The following is a 20,267-nucleotide window of genomic DNA, read 5'->3' on the forward strand; positions in this document are numbered from 1 at the left end:
TTGCATGTACGAGTTAACGCCGCTCTCGCCGGTTTCATCAGAATGCAACGTTCGGCGGCGGACGACTTCCGGGCACTCACAAAGGCGGCTCTACCGTTGCAGGGATTTCAGTCTTCTGATTGAAAAAACGAAGCGGATGCTCTTTAGCATTTTTCCTTCGGAGTAATTTAGGGAGGGGATTTCATTGGAGAAAGTGGACATTTTTAAGGACATAGCTGAGCGGACCGGAGGGGATATTTATCTCGGGGTTGTCGGCGCAGTCCGGACGGGAAAATCAACATTTATTAAACGATTCATGGAAACCATTGTGTTGCCAAACATCACTAACGAGGCTGACCGTGGTCGAGCGGTGGATGAACTTCCACAGAGTGCAGCAGGTAAAACCATCATGACTACCGAACCAAAATTCGTACCAAATAACGCAGTCCAGATCAAGGTGGCAGAAGGACTCGATGTCAATGTGCGTCTTGTGGATTGTGTAGGTTACGCGGTGGAAGGAGCCAAGGGATACGAGGATGAGAATGGTCCACGCATGATCTCCACGCCTTGGTTCGAGGAACCAATTCCATTCCAGGAAGCCGCCGAGATTGGTACTCGCAAAGTTATTCAGGAGCATTCTACACTGGGTGTTGTGGTAACAACAGACGGCACAATCGCCGAAATTGCCCGCAGCTCCTATGTGGAATCTGAAGAACGGGTCATTGCGGAATTAAAAGAAGTGGGTAAACCGTTTGTCCTGGTCATCAACTCGACTCGTCCTCGCAGTGAAGAAGCCCTGCAATTACGTAGTGAGCTTGCAGCCAAATACGACATTCCGGTGATGACACTCAGTGCAGCGACCATGACGGAAGATGATGTGACAGGTGTACTTCGTGAAGTGCTCTATGAGTTCCCTGTGCATGAAGTGAATGTAAACTTGCCGAGCTGGGTTATGGTACTGAACGAGACTCACTGGCTGCGCAGCAACTATGAAAATTCCGTACGGGATACCGTTAAGGATATTCGAAGACTTCGCGACGTGGATCGCGTTGTTGCTCAGTTCATGGAATATGAATTCATTGATCGCGCAGGCCTGAGTGGCATGAATATGGGGCAGGGTGTAGCCGAAATTGACCTGTATGCGCCAGATGAATTGTATGATCAGATTCTCGTGGAAGTGGTCGGAATTGAAATTCGCGGTAAGGATCATCTGCTGCAATTGATGCAGGAATTCTCGCATGCGAAGAGGGAATATGACCGCTTCGCAGAAGCGCTGGAGATGGTCAAAACGACCGGATACGGCATTGCTGCTCCATCTCTTGCAGAGATGGCTCTGGATGAACCTGAGCTCATTCGTCAGGGCACCAAATTTGGCGTACGCCTAAAAGCAACGGCACCGTCCATTCACATGATCCGGGTTGATGTGGAATCGGAGTTTGCTCCAATCATCGGTACGGAGAAACAAAGTGAGGAACTGGTGAGATATCTGATGCAGGACTTCGAGAACGATCCAATCAAGGTATGGGATTCAGACATGTTTGGTCGTTCGTTGCACTCCATCGTGCGAGAAGGTATTCAGGGAAAAATTGCCATGATGCCGGATAATGCAAGATACAAATTGCAAGAGACGCTGGGAAGAATCATTAACGAAGGTTCGGGCGGCTTGATCGCTATCATTCTGTAAGACATCAAAAGACCGTAAGGGGGCATCCCCTCGCGGTCTTTTTTATATGATTTCTTTATTTTGGATGAAATGGATAGGAAGAATAGTGCTTTCGAAAAAACTTAGCGAGTTTTAGCTTTAAATTGCTAAAACCCATTTACATACTAGGGATTAGCCGTTATATTAATATTCAACTATTGTGATCGAGATCACAGAGAGTGGACAGGGGGAGACAGAGATGAAAAGAAAAGAGACAAAATGGGTATGGTTGAGTGTGTTATTAGTATTTACATTGGCGCTGTCCGCTTGCGGAATCAAAAAAGAACCGGCAGCAACTCCGGCTTCGGGTGCAACAGATGATACACCAAAAACGGAAGCAGTTACAGGCCCTCTAAGCGGCAAGCGGATTGCACTTATTATGGAGTTTAATACAGGTACTTTCTCGCAGCAATATGTACAGGGTGTAAAAGAAGAAATCGAAAAATTCGGTGGAGAACTGACAACGTTTGTTGCCGATAATGACAAAGCAAAGATGGTATCCTTGCTTGATAGCGCTATTAACCAGAAATTTGATGCCATTCTCACGGATCACGGTGATTCCCTATTAGAGCCAGGCGTGAAGAAGGCAGTAGAACTGAATATTCCAGTGGTCGTGTTTGACGCAGCTATCAGTGTTCCAGGAGCCACAGTCCTGTCGCAGGATGACCAGAAGATGGCTGAACTGACGCTGGAGCAAATGAAAAAAGATATCAATGGACAAGGTAATATTGTAAAAGTATGGGTAGCTGGTTTTGCACCGATGGAACGCCGTCAGATTGCATACGGTGAATTCATGAAAGCAAATCCGGACATCAAGGAAATAGCTACATTCGGTTCTGCACAGAACCCGGCGCTGGATACTCAAGCCAAAATGGAAGCTATTCTCAAGCAGTATCCAAAAGGTGAGATTACAGCTGTATGGACTGCATGGGATGAGTTCGCCAAAGGTGCAGCCCGTGCGATTCAACAAGCTGGACGTGATGAGATCAAAGTGTATGGTATTGATATGAGTGACGAGGATCTGCAAATGATTCAGGACCCGAAAAATCCTTGGGTAGCTTCCGCTGCTGTTGATCCAACGGATATTGGTCGCGTCCAAGTACGTTATGCTTATCAGAAACTGAACGGGGACGAGACCGAAGATGCAGTTGTTCTAAACCCGGTCTATGTTCAACGTGAAGCTCTGCCAGATAAACAAATCTCCACTTCGGAGCTGTCAGAGTTCGTTGAAGGTTGGGGTGGCAGCACACAAGGAATCAAGGACTGGATGAGCGAATACGGAATTACTGCTAAATAAGCAGCGTAACGGAAGCGCGCCGCAAGGCGCGCTTTTTCAAACATAATGAAGATATGTGTGGTCTGAAAAAAGGGATGCTCCCGGAAGGGAACGATTGGAGGTTAACATCATGAGCACTGCACCGATTCTGCTTCAAATGGAACATATCCACAAGCAGTTTTCAGGTATTCCTGCACTGAAGGATGTGGATTTCTCTGTAAAAGGCGGGGAAATTCACGCGCTGCTGGGTGCCAATGGTGCCGGTAAGAGCACGTTAATGAAAATTCTGTCTGGTGCCTATCCATTGGATCAGGGTACGATTCAATTGAGTGGACAAGCGCTTCATTTAAGTTCTCCGGGAGACGCTAAGGCAAGTGGGATTCACTGTGTCTATCAGGAAGTGGATGCAGCATTGGTGCCACAGCTGACGGCTGCGGAGAACATCATGTTGGATCAGTTGGCTTCATCTGCTGGAGGTTGGTGGAAAAGTCCACGAAAATTGCAACAGCGTGCGGTTGAGGCGTTGAAGCAATTAGGAGCAGACATATCTGTTCACCAAAAAGTGGCCGATCTGACACTTGCAGAGAAACAGATGATATTGCTGGCGCGGATTTTAATTCAGGATGCCAAGGTCATCATTTTTGACGAACCGACTGCACCGCTGAGTCAGGAAGAAACGGATGCATTTTTCCGAATTGTTCATCTGCTGAAGGATCGGGGTGTAGCTTGTATTTTCATTACCCATCGCCTTGCTGAAGTGACGGGTCACTGTGATCGCGTTACGGTTATGAGAGATGGGCAACACGTATTTACTGTTGAAGCAAAGGGACTTACGATCAACGATTTGGTTACACAGATGCTGGGCAAACCATTCGAAGAAGAGTTTCCGAAGACGGAAGCGCCCGTGGGAGAGCTGTTATTGGAGGCACGTGGGCTTCGTCGTGGAGTGAAAGTCAAAGGTGTTAACCTCTCTGTACGCCGAGGTGAAGTCCTCGCTGTGGTGGGTCTGGTAGGCGCGGGTAAAACGGAAAGTTCACGTTTGCTGATTGGTGCAGATCGGCTGGAGGGAGGCGAGATCCGGCTTAACAACCGTAACCTCCGCTTGTCTCAGCCTGCGGATGCGGCGGCTCTGGGGATCGTTTCTGTACCGGAGGAGCGACGTAAACAAGGAATCCTGATCCAGGAGAACGTGGAACGGAATTTAAGTCTGCCTTTGCTAAGCCGTCTTAGTACATTAGGTTTCGTAAGCCGCAAGCGGGAACGTCTGAATGCAGAGTCATTGGTGAAACAGCTCGGAATCAAGACATCGTCCGTGAAACAGGAAGTGAAATATCTAAGCGGTGGTAATCAGCAGAAGGTAGCCATTGGTAAATGGCTAAATGCGGATGCGGATGTATTTATATTTGATGAGCCAACCAAAGGCGTAGATATTGGGGCAAAAAGTGACATTTTCCGTATCATCAATGAACTGGCTTTGGCGGGCAAGGGTGTAATCTATTTCACCTGTGAACTGGACGAAGGCATGGGAATTGGTGACCGAATCGCTGTCATGTGCGAGGGTGTTATCGTAAAAGAGTTCAAACGAGGCCAGACTAACCAAGAACAGCTGCTATACTATGCAAGCGGTGGACAAGAGGTGCAATCATGAAGGATAAATCACTAGATTTTGCGTTCCGTTACGGGGCAATTATAGTCATCATAGGTGTTATCGCATTTTTTGGCATTAAATTGCCTTATTTCTTTACGTACAGTAACTTGACCGATATTTTGGGCTCGATCTCTATCGTTACGTTTGTAGCGATCGGTGTTACATTATCTCTCATTGTTGATGGATTTGATCTCTCGGTTGGGGCGACTGTCTCATTAACTACCGTCGTTACTGCTTCGTTAATGATTTGGTATCAACAACCACTGGCAATTGTAATTATTGTGCCACTAATCATTGGAGCTGTTATTGGTTTACTGAATGCTTTGCTCATTGTAAAATTGCGTATTCCGGATTTGCTCGCCACCCTTGCCACGATGTACATCATCGGAGGTATTCACAAAACGTATGCACAGGGATATACCATTTACAATCACATGCAGTTCCCTGATGGGAGTAAAGCTGCGGGAGAGATGGACCCGACATTCCTGCTTATAGGGCAGGGTAAATGGCTGGGTATGCCTATATCAGTTATCATGCTACTTATTGCCGTAATAGGTGTGCATATCTTTTTGACGTATACGAAATATGGTCGCCAGATGTACATTACAGGTGGTAATGAGGAAGCTGCACGGTTGTCTGGAATCAAGGTGAAAAAGGTGCGTACACTCGCCTATGTAGCCGCTGGAGTGTTTGCAGCAATCGGGGGTATCATCTATGCTTCCAAAGTAGGATCTGGTCAAATTGATGCGGGATCACCGTTGTTAATGGAATCCGTAGCTGCAGTATTTGTCGGTTTCTCTGTGTTTGGCGCGGGTAAACCAAATGTCATCGGAACCTTCATCGGTTCGGTTCTGATTGGTGTACTTGTGAACGGTTTAACAATGATGAACGTACAGTATTTCACACATGATATTGTAAAAGGTGGGGTTCTCGTGCTTGCCCTGGCGGTTACATTTTACGTCTTAAACCGCAACCGGACTTGAAATTGTGGGCTGTCTGTATTAGTATGAAATTTGTTCGGCGTCTGAAATGCCCGTGGTTTCAGACGACATTCTGCCGAAAATGACTGTTGACCGCAGGCGGAGATTTGTGTTCAGCGCTCAAGATGTACGTAGATTTTTTGCGTATGAACGTATATTTCGCTATAAAACGGAAACACAGTATAACATTCAGGACATTGATACAGGAGGTGAAAAACAAATGAACAAATCAGACTTGATTACACACGTATCTGAAGCGACTGAATTGTCCAAGAAAGATGTAACGAAAGCGGTTGATGCCGTATTCGAAGCAATCTCTGAGGCTCTTCAAAGCGGAGATAAAGTACAATTGGTTGGTTTTGGGAACTTCGAAGTTCGCGAGCGCTCTGCACGTAAAGGACGCAACCCGCAAACAGGTGAAGAAATCGAAATTCCTGCGAGCAAAATTCCTGCATTCAAACCAGGTAAAGCGCTCAAAGACGGAATTAAATAAGATTTCTACATATTCCATATGTCGACAAAAAGACCGTGACTTGTTCACGGCCTTTTCTTTTGCCCTTTAACGATGATTCTTGCGGCTATCCGAGTGCTCAGGATCCTCCGGTTGCCCGATATAAGCAACCAGAATCAGTTCTTCGCCCGCAGCTGCAGACAGATGCTGTTCGATTTCTTTTGACTGATGAATATGCTCGTCTGTAAGTGCGGCAGGGGTGTACTTCATGCAAATTCTCCTTTCTGTAGCTGTATAACTGTAGTATGACCCTAGGGTAGCCGATTCTTGCGGTTCATTCGTATAAGGCGCAGGTTGACAAATGAAACAATCTTAATCATCATTAACGCTATCGAACTAAAGAAGGGGACATGCGTGATGGATCATCCAACCGGCAATGATTATATTGTAATTAAGGCAGAGGAAAATGGTGTCCAGGTGATCGGATTAACCCGAGGTCAGGATACACGTTTTCACCACACCGAGAAATTGGACAAGGGTGAAGTGATGTTTGCCCAATTTACCACTCATACCTCAGCTATTAAAATCCGGGGCAAAGCCACGCTGATTACCAAGCATGGACAGATTGAATCGGAGTAATGGACAGATTGAATACATTCAAATGAAGATTGCAGGCATAGCCTGCTTTTTTTCATTGTACAATGAGGTATGAGCCTTTACCGGACAGACTACACTAACAGGTAAAGGCAGGGAGGCGTATATGAAACCGCGGATGATTGTTACTGCTTCAATGCTGGCAACGGTTGCGGCGGTCTTTCTGCTTGTTGCGATACAAACCTTACATATGCGTACATGGGGCGGGGACAACGTACAGCCTGCCTCTGCATCACATCATCCAGTTCAGCTAACGAATGACAATCTGGTTGATGTGCTAAGTTCCATGCAACTATCAACTCCCATTGCAAGAGTGGAATGGAAACAGTCCATTTTGACGTTGGACCTCAAAGTTAAAGGAACGGGTACAAGTTACACTGAAATCTATGAGAACATGGCAGCTGTGGCGGATATGGGCTTTCGGAGTCTGGATAACGTGGATCAGGTGCTGCTACGTGTAATGGCAGAAGATGAATGGATGCATAAACGACATCTGTTGCTTGCTGCTGATATTCGGCGTGGAGAGTGGCCTCTGTATGCGATTGAAACATTACGGAACTGGAAAAGTGCGGCCTTTTCAGATGAATTGAAGGACTGGTTTCATTTGATGGAGACCGAACTCTGGAAGAAGCAATTCGAAATGACAAGTCAGGGGTAATAGAATAGCAGGATTCAGTGCGTGCCCGTTCAACATATGCTATAATATATAAGATTGTAGTGCAGAAATGGTTTAACAATGTTAAGGCTCGGAGGCTGAGAATGAATTCATATCGCGTACCCCAACTAGCAAAGAAATATACGGATTACGACATGATTCGACAACATACGGAAATCCCATCATTTCCGGATAGCCGGGCACGTCTGTTGCAGGTATTTGTGGGCCGCACAGACGAAAAGGTGCATCAAGAGTTATATGCTCTTGCAACTTCGCTCGTTCAGTTGGCCATGGATACGCATGATCGAATCGATACCATTTCCGGTGAGCGGAGAGAGCAGGAGATGCGTTCACGCCAGTTGAATGTACTCGCCGGGGATTATTTAAGTAGCCGTTTTTATCAATTGCTTGCCCAAGCGGGCAGAATTGAAATGATTGGCAAACTCAGTGGTGCTGTATCCGGAGTGAACGCACGCAAGATGACGCTGTATGAACGGATGAAGAAGCTTCTCGTTTCGGCTGATGAATACTTGCGTGAAACGGTACAGCTGAGGATGCAGCTGTTTCTTTCATTTACAGGCATGATTCAACATAACGAAGAGTCATTATGGAACAGCCTGTTGACCGAATTCAGCTCCTGCGAAACGATCGTGGAAGAACTGAAGCGGATGAATGACGCAAAACAATATCTTCACAGCTATGCATATTGGCACATATACGAGCATGGTAATGACGATGAGCGCAGTGTGCTACGTCAGTCTGAACCGGATGCACGTGCATGGAACGCTATGGTGCTGAAGCATAGGGTTGGCGAGGTTTTGCTGGACAAGCTTCGCGAGTGTACACACCGCATTCAACTGTTGTTGCAAGACGAGGAAGGGCGGATGGGCTTGCATGAGATACATGCAATTCTAGATCCTTACTTGGCATATTTGCAGCCTTCACATGCGGCAGTAAGGGAAGATTGAGGGGGAGACAGACGAATGGGGAGCGGAGAGACCAAACCGAAAGAAGAATATGTCCATTCGGTTTTTCAGAGTATAGCCGGAAAATATGATGTCATGAATGATATTCTAAGTTTCCGCAGGCATAAGGCTTGGCGTAAATTCACCATGAAAAAGATGAATATGTCCAAAGGCGATACCGGTCTTGATTTGTGTTGCGGCACATGTGACTGGACGCTTGCTATGGCAGAGGCAAGTGAAACGGGGCACATGCACGGACTTGATTTCAGCAGCAACATGCTGGAAGTTGGTCAGACAAAGATCAATGCGGTGCAACGTCAAAAGCAGATTACCTTGACACAGGGAAATGCTATGTCACTTCCTTTTGAAGACAATTCATTTGATTATGTGACGATCGGGTTCGGGCTGCGTAATGTACCTGATCTCAGACAAGTGTTGTCTGAAATGAAACGTGTGGTCAAACCGGGCGGTATGGTTGTGTGCCTGGAATTGTCCAAGCCAACATGGCAGCCGTTTAAAGGCATTTATTATTTTTACTTTGAGAAGGTTTTACCGAATCTTGCCAAAGTGTTTGCTAAAAGTTTTGAGCAGTACAAATGGCTGCCGGACTCACTGGCCATTTTTCCGGGAAGGCAGGAACTGGCAGACATTTTTGCAGAAACTGGATTACAACAAGTGCAGGCCTACCCTCTGACCGGAGGTATAGCGGCACTGCATATTGGAACCAAGGAGAATCAGCATGTTTAGGAAAATTCGCATCTTTTTAGAAATGATCAAGATTGAACACACGCTTTTTGCTTTACCTTTTGCATTTATGGGGGCCATTCTCGGCTCCATGGTAGTGAATGATACCTTCCCAAGCTGGATGCAGATCATGTGGGTATTGCTTGCGATGGTCGGCGCACGTAGTGCAGCTTTTGGTTTGAACCGAATTATTGACCAAGCGATTGATGGCAAAAATCCGCGTACCGCGATGAGAGCCATCCCGGCAGGACTGTTGAAAAATGGGGAAGTTGTTATATTTGTCATTATCTCATTTATATTGTTATTCTGGGCCTCATCCAATCTTAATGTATTATCCATGCAGCTGTTGCCTATTGCTGTGTTTATGTTGGTACTGTATTCGTACACCAAACGATTCACATGGTTATGCCACGTCGTTCTCGGAATGACGATTGGTTTGGCACCACTTGGTGGCTGGGTAGCTGTAACAGGAACGATGGATTGGACAGCGATTGTGCTGTACGTTACGATTGTGTTCTGGACAGCGGGCTTTGATATTATCTATGCATGTCAGGATCTGGAGTTCGATCAGGGAGAGGGGCTTCACTCCATACCTTCTCGTTTTGGCCTGGTTAAATCCTTGCAGATCGCCAAGTTCTTCCATGTGATTACTGCAATTGGTTTTCTTGCGTTATTGTTGATGACAGATCTGAGCTGGTGGTATGGCGCAGGCATGTTGGTGACGTATGGAATTCTGTTCTATCAACACTATATCGTATCGCCTAATGATATGAGCCGTGTTCAAACGGCGTTTTTTACCATGAACAGTTTGCTTAGTATAATCGTATTTACGTTCACTCTTATTGATCTGGCGGTGAAATAAATGGTGCAGCAGCCGGACAATAAACGACTGGTTGTCGGAATTACCGGAGCGAGTGGCAGCATATATGGCATTCGATTAATTGAAACGCTGCTTGATTTGGAATATAACGTTCATCTGGTCATATCCAATGCAGGGTGGCGTGTACTGAAAGAAGAATTGGACTGGGATGTGACGAATCGGGACGCGGTGCTGGAAGAAAAATTCGGCAACCGTGCCGGTTCTCTGATCTATCATCCTGTGAGTGATATAGGGGCCTCCATTGCAAGTGGTTCTTATCTGGCCGACGGCATGATTATCATGCCATGTTCGATGGGAACTCTTTCGTCCATCGCGCAGGGATCGTCGGATAATCTGATGTCTCGCGCAGCCGATGTTATGATGAAAGAGGGAAGAACATTGATACTCGTACCACGTGAGACGCCTCTTCATGCAATCCATCTGGAAAACATGCTGAAGCTTTCTCGTCTTGGTGTACGAATGATACCGGCTATGCCTGCTTTTTATTACAAACCTCAAACTATGGATGAGTTGATTCTGTTTTTGGTGGGGAAAGTGCTGGATAGCTTGCGCATCCCACATCAACTGTTTACAAGATGGGGAGAACCGGATGAACGGGGATAACGACTGAGTTCGATACAAGGCTGTTTTTTGCCAAAGTGTTGCTCGGTTTATTTGTCCCCCGAATCCCGGGGTATTGGTGAGTGCTGATGGTGAGTCTTCATGAACCACAGTCTTGACCCATGCTCCGGCAACTTCTGTATTTTGTTTCAGAACAAGTCGCAGAGTTTAATTTTCGGGTGTCGGCCATGACATTCGGAGAAGAAAAATACGTTAGATTACCTTATAGAAAAACACAAGCAAGAACGGTAAGCCGGGTTTTTCGTAATGCCTGCAGGCCCGACTTGCTGGAGGGGAAGGTAAGCATGAATTTATGGACTGACAATACGCTGATACGGGTGAACGAATGAAACTATTGGATATTTTCGGGTTGTTAAAAAAGGACATGGATTACATTGAGAAAGAATTGTATCGCAGTGTTCGAGGAGAACAGAAGCTGCTGAGTGAAACGTCACTTCATTTGCTCAAAGCAGGAGGAAAACGGTTACGGCCCGTTTTTGTGTTACTTGGTGGGAAATTTGGTACATACGACATTGAACGTCTGAAGCTGGTTGCGGTTCCGCTGGAACTCATTCATTCGGCATCCCTCGTTCACGATGATGTTATTGATAATGCGGAGACACGCCGCGGTAAACCTACGGTGAAGTCAAAATGGGATAATCGGATTGCCATGTACACTGGAGACTATATCTACGGTAAGGCACTTGAAATGACTGCCGGATTATCCGATCCAGCTATTCATCGTATCCTTGCCAAAGCCATGGTACAGATGTCCATTGGTGAGATGGAGCAAATTCGGGACTTTTTCAATACGGGACAAAGTGTTCGTAATTATCTACTGCGGATTCGCCGCAAAACAGCACTTCTGATTGCGGTTAGCTGTCAGTTAGGGGCATTGGCTACACGTGCGCCTGAGCATGTATCTTCCCTGCTGTATACGTACGGATACAATGTGGGGATGGCTTTTCAGATTCAAGATGATGTACTTGATCTGGTAGGTACCGAGAAACAACTTGGCAAGCCACCTGGCAGTGACATGAAGCAAGGGAATATTACTCTTCCTGTACTTTATGCTCTGGAAGAATCCGATCTGCGGGAACCTTTACTTAAGGAGATTTCCCGTGTCCAGCATGAAGAAGGACGGGCAAGTGCATCGGATGCAATTGGAATGATTCGCCAAAGTCAAGGAATTGCTAAAGCAGAAGCCCTTGCTGACCGATATATGAAGAAAGCGCTCGATGCTCTCGATCAGCTACCTAACATCAAGACGACCAAAAACCTGCGTGATATCGCTCATTTTGTGGTTAAACGTACGCATTAAACTTTGTATGACCTTCGACTCTCGGCTTGCTCATACCCAAAGATGAACAGAACTGTGAGATTCCTCATTGGGAGGATTTGGACATGTATGTTACAATCATAGGGATTGCGTTTACATAGTGATTAACTTTGAACCGTGAGTGAGGAGTGAGCTGATGGATCGTACATTTTTGATGGTGAAGCCGGATGGTGTGCAGCGTGGATTGATCGGTCGAATTATTAGCCGTCTGGAAGACAAAGGATTTAAGTTGGTGGCAGGCAAATTGGTGCAGATGTCTGAGGATCAGGCAAAACGCCATTATGCTGAACATGAGGGCAAACCGTTTTTCGATGATTTGGTTCGTTTTATCACATCTGGGCCTGTATTTGCCATGGTGTGGGAAGGCGACGATATTGTGGCGCTTGCGCGCATCGTCATCGGAAAAACCAATGTGAAGGAAGCAGCTCCGGGTACCATTCGCGGAGACTTCGCCAGCCACACACCACATAATCTGATTCATGGGGCAGATTCACCGGAAAGTGCTTCCCGTGAAGCAGCCAATTTCTTTGCTTCAGATGAACTGGTGGTATACGACAAGAGCATCGCAGCCTGGTTGTAATTATTAGCCAAAAGGGTGATACACGATGCTGGAGCAAGAACAACTACTAGACCCGGATTACACCGGATTCATTCGTAAAATCAAAGAGAGCACAGGCATTGATCTTGCTCAATACAAGGAAGGCCAGATGAAAAGAAGGCTGACCACACTTCGCAACAAAAACGGGTTTCATACATTTTCTAACTTTTTTGATGCTATGCAGAAAGATAAATCATTGTTCTACGAATTCCTTGATCGTATGACGATTAACGTGTCGGAATTCTGGCGTAATCCCAATCGTTGGGAAGTGCTGCGGGACGAGATCCTGCCTGAACTGCTGGGGTCCAAGCGTCGTGCTAAAGTTTGGAGTGCGGCCTGTTCAACAGGTGAAGAACCTTATACACTCGCCATGATTCTGGACACGATGGGTATTTTGAAGGACAGCTCCATTACGGCAAGTGATCTGGATGAAGGTGCATTGGCCAAAGCCAAGGAAGGGCGTTATATGGAACGCTCACTTAAGGATGTGCCAAAGGAAACGGCGAACCGTTACTTCAAGCAGGATGGCTTGGTATACCGTATTGATGAGCAACTCAAAAATTCGATCAAGTTCATGAAACAAAATTTGCTGGTGGACCGTTTTGACGATGGGTACGATCTGATTGTGTGCCGAAATGTCATGATCTATTTTACCGAGGAAGCCAAAAACCTGTTGTATCACAAATTTGCAGCAAGTTTGCGTCCAGGCGGTATTTTGTTTGTGGGCAGTACGGAGCAGATCTTCTCCCCGGGACAATATGGTCTGGAGACAGCAGAGACATTCTTCTATCGGAAAAAATAATGATAATGGTTGTTGAGCCGTCTGAAGCACATGTACATGTGTTCAGGCGGTTATTTGTATACCAAGTACAAGAAAGAGCCGACTTTCTTGTCAAAGCCGGTCAGCTATACTATAATAAGCAAAGAAATTATGGGATTTTAGCAATGTGAAGTTTAACAGTTTAAAGGGGGAACGTATTATGAGTTTACGCTATTTAACCGCAGGGGAGACGCACGGACCCCAATTGACCGCTATTATTGAAGGATTGCCAAGTAATTTGACAATTGATTTTGAAGAACTGAATTTCCAGCTTCACCGCCGCCAAAAGGGATATGGCCGTGGACGCCGGATGCAGATCGAGAAGGATCAGGCGAATTTCGTTGGTGGTATCCGTCATGGATATACAACAGGTGCTCCGGTAGCGCTGGTTGTTCAAAATAACGACTGGAAACATTGGCAGAATATTATGAATATTGAGCCGATTGAAGGCAGTGACGAAGAGAAACGTCGCGTTCATCGTCCTCGTCCCGGACACGCTGATCTGAACGGTGGACTCAAGTATAATCTTAAAGACTTGCGTAACGTACTGGAGCGCTCCAGTGCACGTGAGACAACGGTACGTGTGGCATGTGGTGCCATTGCACGTCAATTCCTGGCTGAATTCGGAATCAAGGTAGCAGGACGTGTACTTCGCATTGGAGAGATCGAAGCTCCGTATCAGGACCTTCCGATTGATGAACTGATCGCTGTGACAGAAGCTTCCTCTGTACGTGTTACGGATGCTGAGACAGAGAAGAAGATGGAAGCCTACATCGACCAGATTAAACAAGAAGGCGATTCCATCGGAGGAATCGTGGAATGTATCGTTGAAGGTGTACCTATTGGTCTTGGTAGTTATGTTCAATACGATCGCAAACTGGATGCACGAATCGCTCAAGGCGTAATGTCCATTAATGCATTCAAAGGTGTAGAGATTGGTATCGGATTCGAAGCCGGAGTCATTCGGGGATCACAGGTGCATGATGAAATCATGCATACGGATGAGCGCGGCTACCACCGGGCAACCAACCGTCTGGGTGGATTCGAAGGTGGTATGACAAACGGTATGCCAGTCGTTGTACGTGGTGTGATGAAGCCGATCCCAACGTTGTATAAGCCACTGCAAAGTGTTGATATTGATACAAAAGAAGCATTTACGGCTCAGGTTGAGCGCTCGGACGCTTGTGCTGTACCAGCAGCGAGTGTGGTTATGGAGCATGTTGTAGCGTGGGAAATTGCCAAAGCATTCCTGGAGAAATTCGGCGGGGATTCCATGGAAGAGATCCGTGCGAATGTTGCTAGTTATAACGCTCAACTGGAGAGTTACTAATATGCGTCAGCTGACGGTACAGTTGGAGGAACGCTCATATCCGATTCTGATTGGTAGCGGCCTATTGGCACAAGCCCCTCAATATTTTGAGCAGTATGGCTTGACCAAAAAAAGTCCGCTACTCATCATTACAGATGAAAATGTGGCTCCCAAATACTTGTCAGGTATGGAGCAAACGCTGCGTACGGCTGGTTATACAGTCGTATCTGCGGTTGTGCCCTCTGGTGAAACATCGAAATCCCTTTCGGTGTACCAGGATATGATGACCGTTGCGATCGAAGGCAAACTGGATCGGAGTTCTGCGATTCTGGCCCTAGGTGGTGGTGTCGTAGGTGATCTGGCTGGCTTTGTTGCCGCTACATATATGCGTGGAGTGAAGTTTGTTCAAGTGCCTACAACAATTTTGGCGCATGACAGCAGTGTAGGCGGTAAGGTAGCTGTCAATCATCCGCTGGCCAAAAATATGATCGGTGCATTCCACCAGCCCGAGCTTGTACTCTATGATGTGGACACACTTCAATCCTTGCCACCACGAGATGTATCGGCAGGGTTGTCAGAGATGCTGAAGCACGGGCTGATCCGTGATGAGGCTTTTGCACATTGGTGTGAGGAACATGCGGAAGAACTGCTTGCGCTTAATCCGGAAGCACTTGGATACGGCTTGGAGCGTGGATGTGGCATTAAGGCAGAGATTGTATCCAGAGACGAACGTGAAAATGGAGAACGTGCGTTGTTGAACCTGGGACATACGATTGGTCATGCCATTGAAGCGATTGCCGGTTATGGAGAATTCCTGCACGGAGAAGCGATCTCGATCGGTATGGCTGGATCAGCATTGCTTGGTGAGAAGCTTGGTGCGCCAGCAGGGCTCTATGAAGATACAGTCCGCATGCTGCGTTCACTTCGCCTTCCAACAACGATGCCTGCGCATCTCGACACGGATGCATTAATGGAAGCGATGATGCATGACAAAAAGTTCCGTGAAGGTCATATGGTGTTTATCATTCCTGATCAGATTGGGGCTGCAAGAATTGTGAAGGACGTACCGGTGTCGGCAGTTCGGGACGTCATTGAAATGCTCAGGAAGGGAGAATGACAGCAATGGTCACACGGGGAATTCGCGGGGCTACAACAGTCACGCAGAACAACGAAGAACAGATTTTGAAGGAAACGGCTGTATTGTTGCAAGAGATCGTGGATCGCAATGAGATTCAACCGGAAGATATCTGCAGTGTGTGGATTACGTTAACTGGGGATCTGGATGCTGCATTCCCAGCAAAAGCTATTCGCCAACTGGATGGCTGGGAACTTGTACCACTAATGTGTGCACTGGAGGTTCCTGTTAAAGGTGCATTGGCGCAGTGCATTCGTTTCATGGTGCATGTGAATACAAACAAAGCTCAGAATGAAATCAACCATGTGTATCTGAACGGTGCACAGGCATTACGTCCGGATTTGGCAGCACCTTCTGGCTCTTAAGTAGTGGGTTGTCAAACCGATCATAATGATGTATAGTGAGAACCAGTTGAGTAGAGTTGAGATTGAGCTGAGAGCAGCTGAGCTAGTGGAGTATATAGCAGAGTCCAGTGGGTGGTAACCGGGGCAACAGAAACCGGTCAACTGATTCACGGTACGTCGTGCTACGGAATAGGTAACAGGAACAGGGAAAACAAGCGTGTCATAGGACATCGTTGTTTTGATATATTTTGGTATAAACACAATCAATGCACTCTCCTATATTTTATGAAATATTGGAATGAGAGTTGAAGTGTTATAACTGATATATTTTCCCGAATTGGATGATGTGAGATGCATCAATTCAGCGACCTGTGAATAATCCGACAGCGAAGTATAGGGACTTGTTATTTATGAAGCATCACCCTGTTAAATACAGCTTATAACCAAACCTCTACCTGATGGTAGAGGTTTTTTTGTACATATAACCTTTTCTACTACCCATATAGGTTCAACTTAACTTTTACACAAAAACGCAGAGGACAGAAATAACGTGAAGAAGCGGAGCGTTCACATTTATCACCGGATTTTCCCTTTTGAAAGGGAATCAAAAAAATCTGGGAATAAAAGTGATCGGAAGGTTGTTCTGTCATCGAAGTGCTCAGTGTAAACAATCTTTAGTTGAACTTACCTAAATCTGAAAGGACGTGATCTGATGATAACGCCAAACGTTAATCAAGTACTGAAAATGTCGAATGAGTATAATCTGATTCCGGTAGTCAAACGGATTCTGGCAGATATGGAGACTCCGATTCGAATATTCCGCCGTTATGCTGACAACGACCGGGCATTCCTGTTGGAAAGTGTAGAGGGGGGGATCCAATGGGCGAGATACTCGTTCATCGGTACAGATCCGTTCCTGATGATTTCGGCCAAGAAGGGTCGGATCGTTGTAGAAGAAGCAGGGAAAACACGTGAATTGCCAGGCAAACCGATCGAAGAACTGAAAGCACTGCTGCGTAAGTATCGCAGCCCAAAAGATGATGAACTGCCACCATTCACAGGTGGGGCAATTGGTTTCTTCGGATATGATCTGCTGTCCTATTATGAGAAACTTCCAGCTCACGCGCTGGATGACCTGAATATGGATGACATTCGCTTTATGTTCTGTGACCAGATTATCGTGTTTGACCATGTGAAGCAGCAGATGCTGCTCGTCGGGAATGTACACGTCAAGGACGGTGCAACGGATGATGAGATACGTCAAGCGTATGCAGTGACTTCGGAGAAGCTGGAGCAGGCCGCAGAACGTTTGCAGCAGCAAGGACCAGGGGAGAACCTGAATCCGCGTTCCATTCCGGGAGACGTGGAACTGGGGGATATTCGCTCCAACCTTACGAAGGAGCAATTTATCGGTAATGTGGAGCAAGCCAAAGATTACATTCGCGCAGGTGATATTTTTCAAGTGGTATTATCCCAGCGTTTCCACATTGATACGGAAGTTTCTCCGCTTCACGTGTATCGTGTGCTTCGGACCTTGAATCCATCACCTTATATGTATTACCTCAAAATGGATGATGAGATTATCGTGGGTACTTCGCCTGAAGCGCTGGTCAAGGTGGACGGGAATCGTGTGGAGACACGACCGATAGCAGGTACACGTCCAAGGGGGGCTACAGAAGCAGAAGATCGTGCTCTCGCTGCTGATCTGCTCCAAGATGAGAAGGAACGCGCGGAGCATCTGATGCTGGTTGATCTGGGTCGTAACGATCTGGGCCGGGTATCCAGCTTCGGCAGTGTGAAGTGTGACATGTTCATGGAGATTGAACGGTATTCTCACGTTATGCACATGGTGTCCAACGTTACGGGCGAGCTTAGAGAAGACAAGGATTTCTTCGATGCGTTCCTCTCATGCTTGCCAGCGGGTACCGTATCCGGAGCACCGAAACTGCGTGCAATGGAGATTATCGCGGAACTGGAGAAAGAGGCACGGGGTGCTTATGCAGGAGCAATCGGATACCTTGGTTTCTCGGGTAACATGGACTCCTGTATTACGATTCGTACGATTATTTTCAAAAAAGGAAAAGCTTATGTACAGGCCGGAGCGGGAATCGTCTGGGATTCTGTGCCTGAGAATGAATATGAGGAAACAGTTAACAAAGCTAAAGCATTGCTCAAGGCGATTCGAACAGCAGAAGCCATGTTTCCTGCCAAAGAAAAGGACAGCACGTTGAGACTGGCGAATGCAGACTACTTTGTCACACCAGCGGCCGCTAAGAACTGAGAGAGGAGAGACCGGAGATGAACATAAACCCAATAATGAATGAGAAACCTGTAACCCCCATTGCTGAGATTACTCGTGAGGAAGGCATGAAGAATGGCCTGGCGAAGATTTTGGAGGGCAGCCATTTGGAACAAGCCGAAGCAAGAGATTTGATGTACTCGATCATGAGAGGTGAGGCAACGCCGGCTCAAATCGGAGGTTTGCTGATGGCGCTGCGGATGAAGGGGGAAACGGTGGATGAGATCACCGGTTTTGCTGAAGCCATGCGTGGTCAGGGCGGACGAATTCTAACGGATGGCAGCGGCTTGCTGGACACTTGTGGAACAGGTGGATCGGGTATTCACAAATTCAACATTTCCACAGCATCCGCCATTATTGCTTCGGCCGTCTCGGTTCGTGTCGCCAAACATGGCAACCGTTCAGCTTCAGGTAAAGCGGGTAGTGCAGATGTATTAGAGGCACTGGGTGTAAATATCCATCTGAACGGGGAGCAGGCCAGACAATGTCTGGATGATATCGGAATCTGCTTCTGTTTTGCCCAGGTATATCACCCTTCCATGCGACATGCGGCAGGACCAAGAAAAGAGCTGGGTGTTCGTACCATTTTTAATATGCTCGGACCATTAACCAATCCTGCGGGAGCAGATCGCCAATTGCTTGGTCTGTATGATCGTTCCCGGACGCCGATGATTGCTGAAGTACTGAATCGTCTTGGTCTCAAAAGAGCGTTGGTCGTGGCCAGCCATGATGGTCTGGACGAAATCAGCATCTCGGCGCCAACTCAGGTATCTGAACTTCGCAATGGGGAAGTGCACACCTACGATATCGATCCACGTGATATGGGGTTGTCTCTGCATCCGCTCGAAGCGGTACTTGGAGGAGATGCGGCACAGAATGCCGAAATTATTAAAAGGATCTTCCAGGGTGAGCAGAGTGCCTATCGCGATGTCGTTCTGTTGAACGCCGGAGCGTGCATCTATGTATCCGGTCTTGCAGATAGCATTGCTGAAGGGGTGACACTTGCCGCAGAAGCGGTAGATTCGGGCAAAGCTGCCGGGAAGCTTGAACAGTTAATTCATACAACGGAGGCGTACAGTCATGTATCTTGATCGAATCGTTGCAACCAAACATAAAGAAGTTGAAGTTCTGGCACAAACATTTCGCATGGATGAAGCTATCCAAAAAATCGAACAACTACCCGCAACCCGGGGGTTTGAACAAGCACTATCGAGCGGACGTAATCGCAAACTCGGCCTTATTGCTGAAGTGAAGAAAGCTTCACCATCCAAAGGGTTAATTCGTCCGGATTTTCATCCGGTAGAGATTGCTGCTGCTTATGAGCGAGCGGGTGCAGACTGCATCTCCGTATTAACGGATGTGTCGTATTTTCAAGGCAGCAACGAGTACTTGCAGGCGATTCATCAGGCGGTGAACATTCCGCTGTTACGCAAGGATTTTATTATAGATGAACGACAGATTGCCGAGGCAAGATTGCTGGGGGCGGATGCGATATTGCTGATTGCCAGCATTCTGACACCTGAACAGATTCGTCAATATCTGGAATTTGCCAAAAGTTTGGGGCTGGATGCCTTGATTGAAGTCCACGATCGAACAGAACTGGAGCAGGTATTGGAGATTCCGCAGGCAACACTTGTAGGCATCAACAATCGTAATTTGAAAACATTCGAAACCAGTCTGAACACGACACTGGATTTGATGGAATTGATTCCAAGTGGTGTTACCTTGATTAGCGAAAGTGGTATTGACGGACCAGAATCAACAGTACCTCTGATCCAGGCCGGTGTTCATGGTATTCTCGTAGGTGAGCATCTCATGCGCAAGGATGATGTCGAGGCGGCTGTATATGATCTGATGGGACCCAAATGATGAATACTTCCATACACGAT

21 protein-coding genes are annotated in these 20,267 nt (G+C 46.8%); 20 read left to right on the forward strand and 1 reads right to left on the reverse strand.

Annotated elements, in window-relative coordinates:
- The first annotated feature begins 184 nt into the window (after positions 1 to 184).
- From spoIVA to BLS69_RS04525, 5 genes are all read left to right on the forward strand, one after another.
- A complete protein-coding gene (gene spoIVA / locus BLS69_RS04505; protein WP_036607700.1) occupies positions 185 to 1,663 on the forward strand; it encodes a stage IV sporulation protein A in 1,479 nt (492 codons plus the stop codon).
- A gap of 217 nt (positions 1,664 to 1,880) precedes the next feature.
- A complete protein-coding gene (locus tag BLS69_RS04510) occupies positions 1,881 to 2,978 on the forward strand; it encodes a sugar ABC transporter substrate-binding protein (RefSeq protein WP_091028924.1) in 1,098 nt (365 codons plus the stop codon).
- Between the two features lie 109 nt (positions 2,979 to 3,087).
- The gene (locus tag BLS69_RS04515) at positions 3,088 to 4,605 is read left to right on the forward strand and encodes a sugar ABC transporter ATP-binding protein (RefSeq protein ID WP_091028926.1); all 1,518 of its coding nucleotides are present in this window, start codon (positions 3,088 to 3,090) and stop codon (positions 4,603 to 4,605) included.
- Positions 4,602 to 5,588 (forward strand): ABC transporter permease, encoded by a 987-nt coding sequence (locus tag BLS69_RS04520; protein WP_017687695.1) that lies wholly within the window; start codon positions 4,602 to 4,604, stop codon positions 5,586 to 5,588. Before BLS69_RS04515 ends, BLS69_RS04520 begins: the two co-directional genes overlap by 4 nt.
- A 217-nt stretch (positions 5,589 to 5,805) precedes the next feature.
- Positions 5,806 to 6,078 carry an HU family DNA-binding protein gene (locus tag BLS69_RS04525; protein ID WP_024630670.1) on the forward strand — a complete coding sequence of 91 codons (273 nt, stop codon included), beginning with the start codon at positions 5,806 to 5,808 and terminating at the stop codon, positions 6,076 to 6,078.
- Positions 6,079 to 6,144: 66 nt separating this feature from the next.
- On the opposite strand, the gene BLS69_RS32065 is transcribed toward BLS69_RS04525, so the two are convergent.
- Complete coding sequence (locus BLS69_RS32065; RefSeq protein ID WP_176872576.1) at positions 6,145 to 6,306, reverse strand: hypothetical protein; 162 nt, start codon at positions 6,304 to 6,306, stop codon at positions 6,145 to 6,147.
- A gap of 147 nt (positions 6,307 to 6,453) precedes the next feature.
- Here BLS69_RS32065 and mtrB point away from each other — a divergent pair, with 147 nt between their 5' ends.
- The 15 genes from mtrB (at position 6,454) to trpC (ending at position 20,247) form a co-directional block, all read left to right on the forward strand.
- Complete coding sequence (gene mtrB / locus BLS69_RS04530) at positions 6,454 to 6,675, forward strand: trp RNA-binding attenuation protein MtrB (RefSeq protein WP_017687697.1); 222 nt, start codon at positions 6,454 to 6,456, stop codon at positions 6,673 to 6,675.
- Positions 6,676 to 6,796: 121 nt separating this feature from the next.
- Entirely contained in the window at positions 6,797 to 7,348 is a 552-nt protein-coding gene (locus BLS69_RS04535; RefSeq protein WP_091028929.1) for a hypothetical protein, read from the forward strand.
- Between the two features lie 101 nt (positions 7,349 to 7,449).
- On the forward strand, positions 7,450 to 8,313 hold the full coding sequence (locus BLS69_RS04540; protein ID WP_091028932.1) for a heptaprenyl diphosphate synthase component 1: 864 nt from the start codon (positions 7,450 to 7,452) through the stop codon (positions 8,311 to 8,313).
- Positions 8,314 to 8,328: 15 nt separating this feature from the next.
- On the forward strand, positions 8,329 to 9,057 hold the full coding sequence (locus BLS69_RS04545) for a demethylmenaquinone methyltransferase (protein WP_036607690.1): 729 nt from the start codon (positions 8,329 to 8,331) through the stop codon (positions 9,055 to 9,057).
- Positions 9,050 to 9,916, forward strand: a complete 867-nt coding sequence (locus BLS69_RS04550; protein ID WP_091028934.1) for a UbiA-like polyprenyltransferase — start codon at positions 9,050 to 9,052, stop codon at positions 9,914 to 9,916. Before BLS69_RS04545 ends, BLS69_RS04550 begins: the two co-directional genes overlap by 8 nt.
- Positions 9,917 to 10,537: a UbiX family flavin prenyltransferase gene (locus BLS69_RS04555; RefSeq protein WP_017687702.1), complete on the forward strand. Its 621-nt coding sequence runs from the start codon at positions 9,917 to 9,919 to the stop codon at positions 10,535 to 10,537.
- 343 nt (positions 10,538 to 10,880) lie between these two features.
- Positions 10,881 to 11,855, forward strand: a complete 975-nt coding sequence (locus tag BLS69_RS04560; RefSeq protein WP_017687703.1) for a polyprenyl synthetase family protein — start codon at positions 10,881 to 10,883, stop codon at positions 11,853 to 11,855.
- A gap of 154 nt (positions 11,856 to 12,009) precedes the next feature.
- Entirely contained in the window at positions 12,010 to 12,453 is a 444-nt protein-coding gene (ndk, locus tag BLS69_RS04565; protein WP_017687704.1) for a nucleoside-diphosphate kinase, read from the forward strand.
- A 25-nt stretch (positions 12,454 to 12,478) separates the two neighbouring features.
- Positions 12,479 to 13,273, forward strand: a complete 795-nt coding sequence (locus tag BLS69_RS04570; protein ID WP_091028937.1) for a CheR family methyltransferase — start codon at positions 12,479 to 12,481, stop codon at positions 13,271 to 13,273.
- A gap of 178 nt (positions 13,274 to 13,451) precedes the next feature.
- Positions 13,452 to 14,621 (forward strand): chorismate synthase, encoded by a 1,170-nt coding sequence (gene aroC / locus BLS69_RS04575; protein ID WP_091028940.1) that lies wholly within the window; start codon positions 13,452 to 13,454, stop codon positions 14,619 to 14,621.
- A 1-nt stretch (position 14,622) separates the two neighbouring features.
- Positions 14,623 to 15,717 (forward strand): 3-dehydroquinate synthase, encoded by a 1,095-nt coding sequence (aroB, locus tag BLS69_RS04580; RefSeq protein ID WP_091028943.1) that lies wholly within the window; start codon positions 14,623 to 14,625, stop codon positions 15,715 to 15,717.
- Between the two features lie 5 nt (positions 15,718 to 15,722).
- Positions 15,723 to 16,100 (forward strand): chorismate mutase, encoded by a 378-nt coding sequence (aroH, locus tag BLS69_RS04585; RefSeq protein WP_047843558.1) that lies wholly within the window; start codon positions 15,723 to 15,725, stop codon positions 16,098 to 16,100.
- Positions 16,101 to 16,791: 691 nt separating this feature from the next.
- Positions 16,792 to 18,360: an anthranilate synthase component I gene (gene trpE, locus BLS69_RS04590; protein ID WP_036607674.1), complete on the forward strand. Its 1,569-nt coding sequence runs from the start codon at positions 16,792 to 16,794 to the stop codon at positions 18,358 to 18,360.
- A 68-nt stretch (positions 18,361 to 18,428) separates the two neighbouring features.
- Positions 18,429 to 19,469 carry an anthranilate phosphoribosyltransferase gene (trpD, locus tag BLS69_RS04595; RefSeq protein ID WP_091034830.1) on the forward strand — a complete coding sequence of 347 codons (1,041 nt, stop codon included), beginning with the start codon at positions 18,429 to 18,431 and terminating at the stop codon, positions 19,467 to 19,469.
- A complete protein-coding gene (gene trpC, locus BLS69_RS04600) occupies positions 19,459 to 20,247 on the forward strand; it encodes an indole-3-glycerol phosphate synthase TrpC (RefSeq protein WP_076250003.1) in 789 nt (262 codons plus the stop codon). Before trpD ends, trpC begins: the two co-directional genes overlap by 11 nt.
- Positions 20,248 to 20,267 lie beyond the last annotated feature (20 nt).

The sequence above is a fragment of the Paenibacillus sp. CF095 genome, assembly GCF_900101225.1.
In the GTDB taxonomy this organism is placed as follows: domain Bacteria; phylum Bacillota; class Bacilli; order Paenibacillales; family Paenibacillaceae; genus Paenibacillus.

Bases quoted from the DNA above. Each gene is read 5' to 3' on its own strand.
- mtrB (WP_017687697.1), top strand. From the start codon at position 6,454: ATGGATCATCCAACCGGCAATGATTATATTGTAATTAAGGCAGAGGAA.
- BLS69_RS04540 (WP_091028932.1), top strand. From the start codon at position 7,450: ATGAATTCATATCGCGTACCCCAACTAGCAAAGAAATATACGGATTAC.
- trpC (WP_076250003.1), top strand. From the start codon at position 19,459: ATGTATCTTGATCGAATCGTTGCAACCAAACATAAAGAAGTTGAAGTT.
- BLS69_RS04510 (WP_091028924.1), top strand. From the start codon at position 1,881: ATGAAAAGAAAAGAGACAAAATGGGTATGGTTGAGTGTGTTATTAGTA.
- BLS69_RS04515 (WP_091028926.1), top strand. From the start codon at position 3,088: ATGAGCACTGCACCGATTCTGCTTCAAATGGAACATATCCACAAGCAG.
- BLS69_RS04535 (WP_091028929.1), top strand. From the start codon at position 6,797: ATGAAACCGCGGATGATTGTTACTGCTTCAATGCTGGCAACGGTTGCG.
- aroC (WP_091028940.1), top strand. From the start codon at position 13,452: ATGAGTTTACGCTATTTAACCGCAGGGGAGACGCACGGACCCCAATTG.
- aroH (WP_047843558.1), top strand. From the start codon at position 15,723: ATGGTCACACGGGGAATTCGCGGGGCTACAACAGTCACGCAGAACAAC.
- BLS69_RS04570 (WP_091028937.1), top strand. From the start codon at position 12,479: ATGCTGGAGCAAGAACAACTACTAGACCCGGATTACACCGGATTCATT.
- BLS69_RS04525 (WP_024630670.1), top strand. From the start codon at position 5,806: ATGAACAAATCAGACTTGATTACACACGTATCTGAAGCGACTGAATTG.
- trpE (WP_036607674.1), top strand. From the start codon at position 16,792: ATGATAACGCCAAACGTTAATCAAGTACTGAAAATGTCGAATGAGTAT.
- BLS69_RS32065 (WP_176872576.1), bottom strand. From the start codon at position 6,306: ATGAAGTACACCCCTGCCGCACTTACAGACGAGCATATTCATCAGTCA.
- BLS69_RS04520 (WP_017687695.1), top strand. From the start codon at position 4,602: ATGAAGGATAAATCACTAGATTTTGCGTTCCGTTACGGGGCAATTATA.
- BLS69_RS04560 (WP_017687703.1), top strand. From the start codon at position 10,881: ATGAAACTATTGGATATTTTCGGGTTGTTAAAAAAGGACATGGATTAC.
- BLS69_RS04545 (WP_036607690.1), top strand. From the start codon at position 8,329: ATGGGGAGCGGAGAGACCAAACCGAAAGAAGAATATGTCCATTCGGTT.
- BLS69_RS04555 (WP_017687702.1), top strand. From the start codon at position 9,917: ATGGTGCAGCAGCCGGACAATAAACGACTGGTTGTCGGAATTACCGGA.
- BLS69_RS04550 (WP_091028934.1), top strand. From the start codon at position 9,050: ATGTTTAGGAAAATTCGCATCTTTTTAGAAATGATCAAGATTGAACAC.
- ndk (WP_017687704.1), top strand. From the start codon at position 12,010: ATGGATCGTACATTTTTGATGGTGAAGCCGGATGGTGTGCAGCGTGGA.
- aroB (WP_091028943.1), top strand. From the start codon at position 14,623: ATGCGTCAGCTGACGGTACAGTTGGAGGAACGCTCATATCCGATTCTG.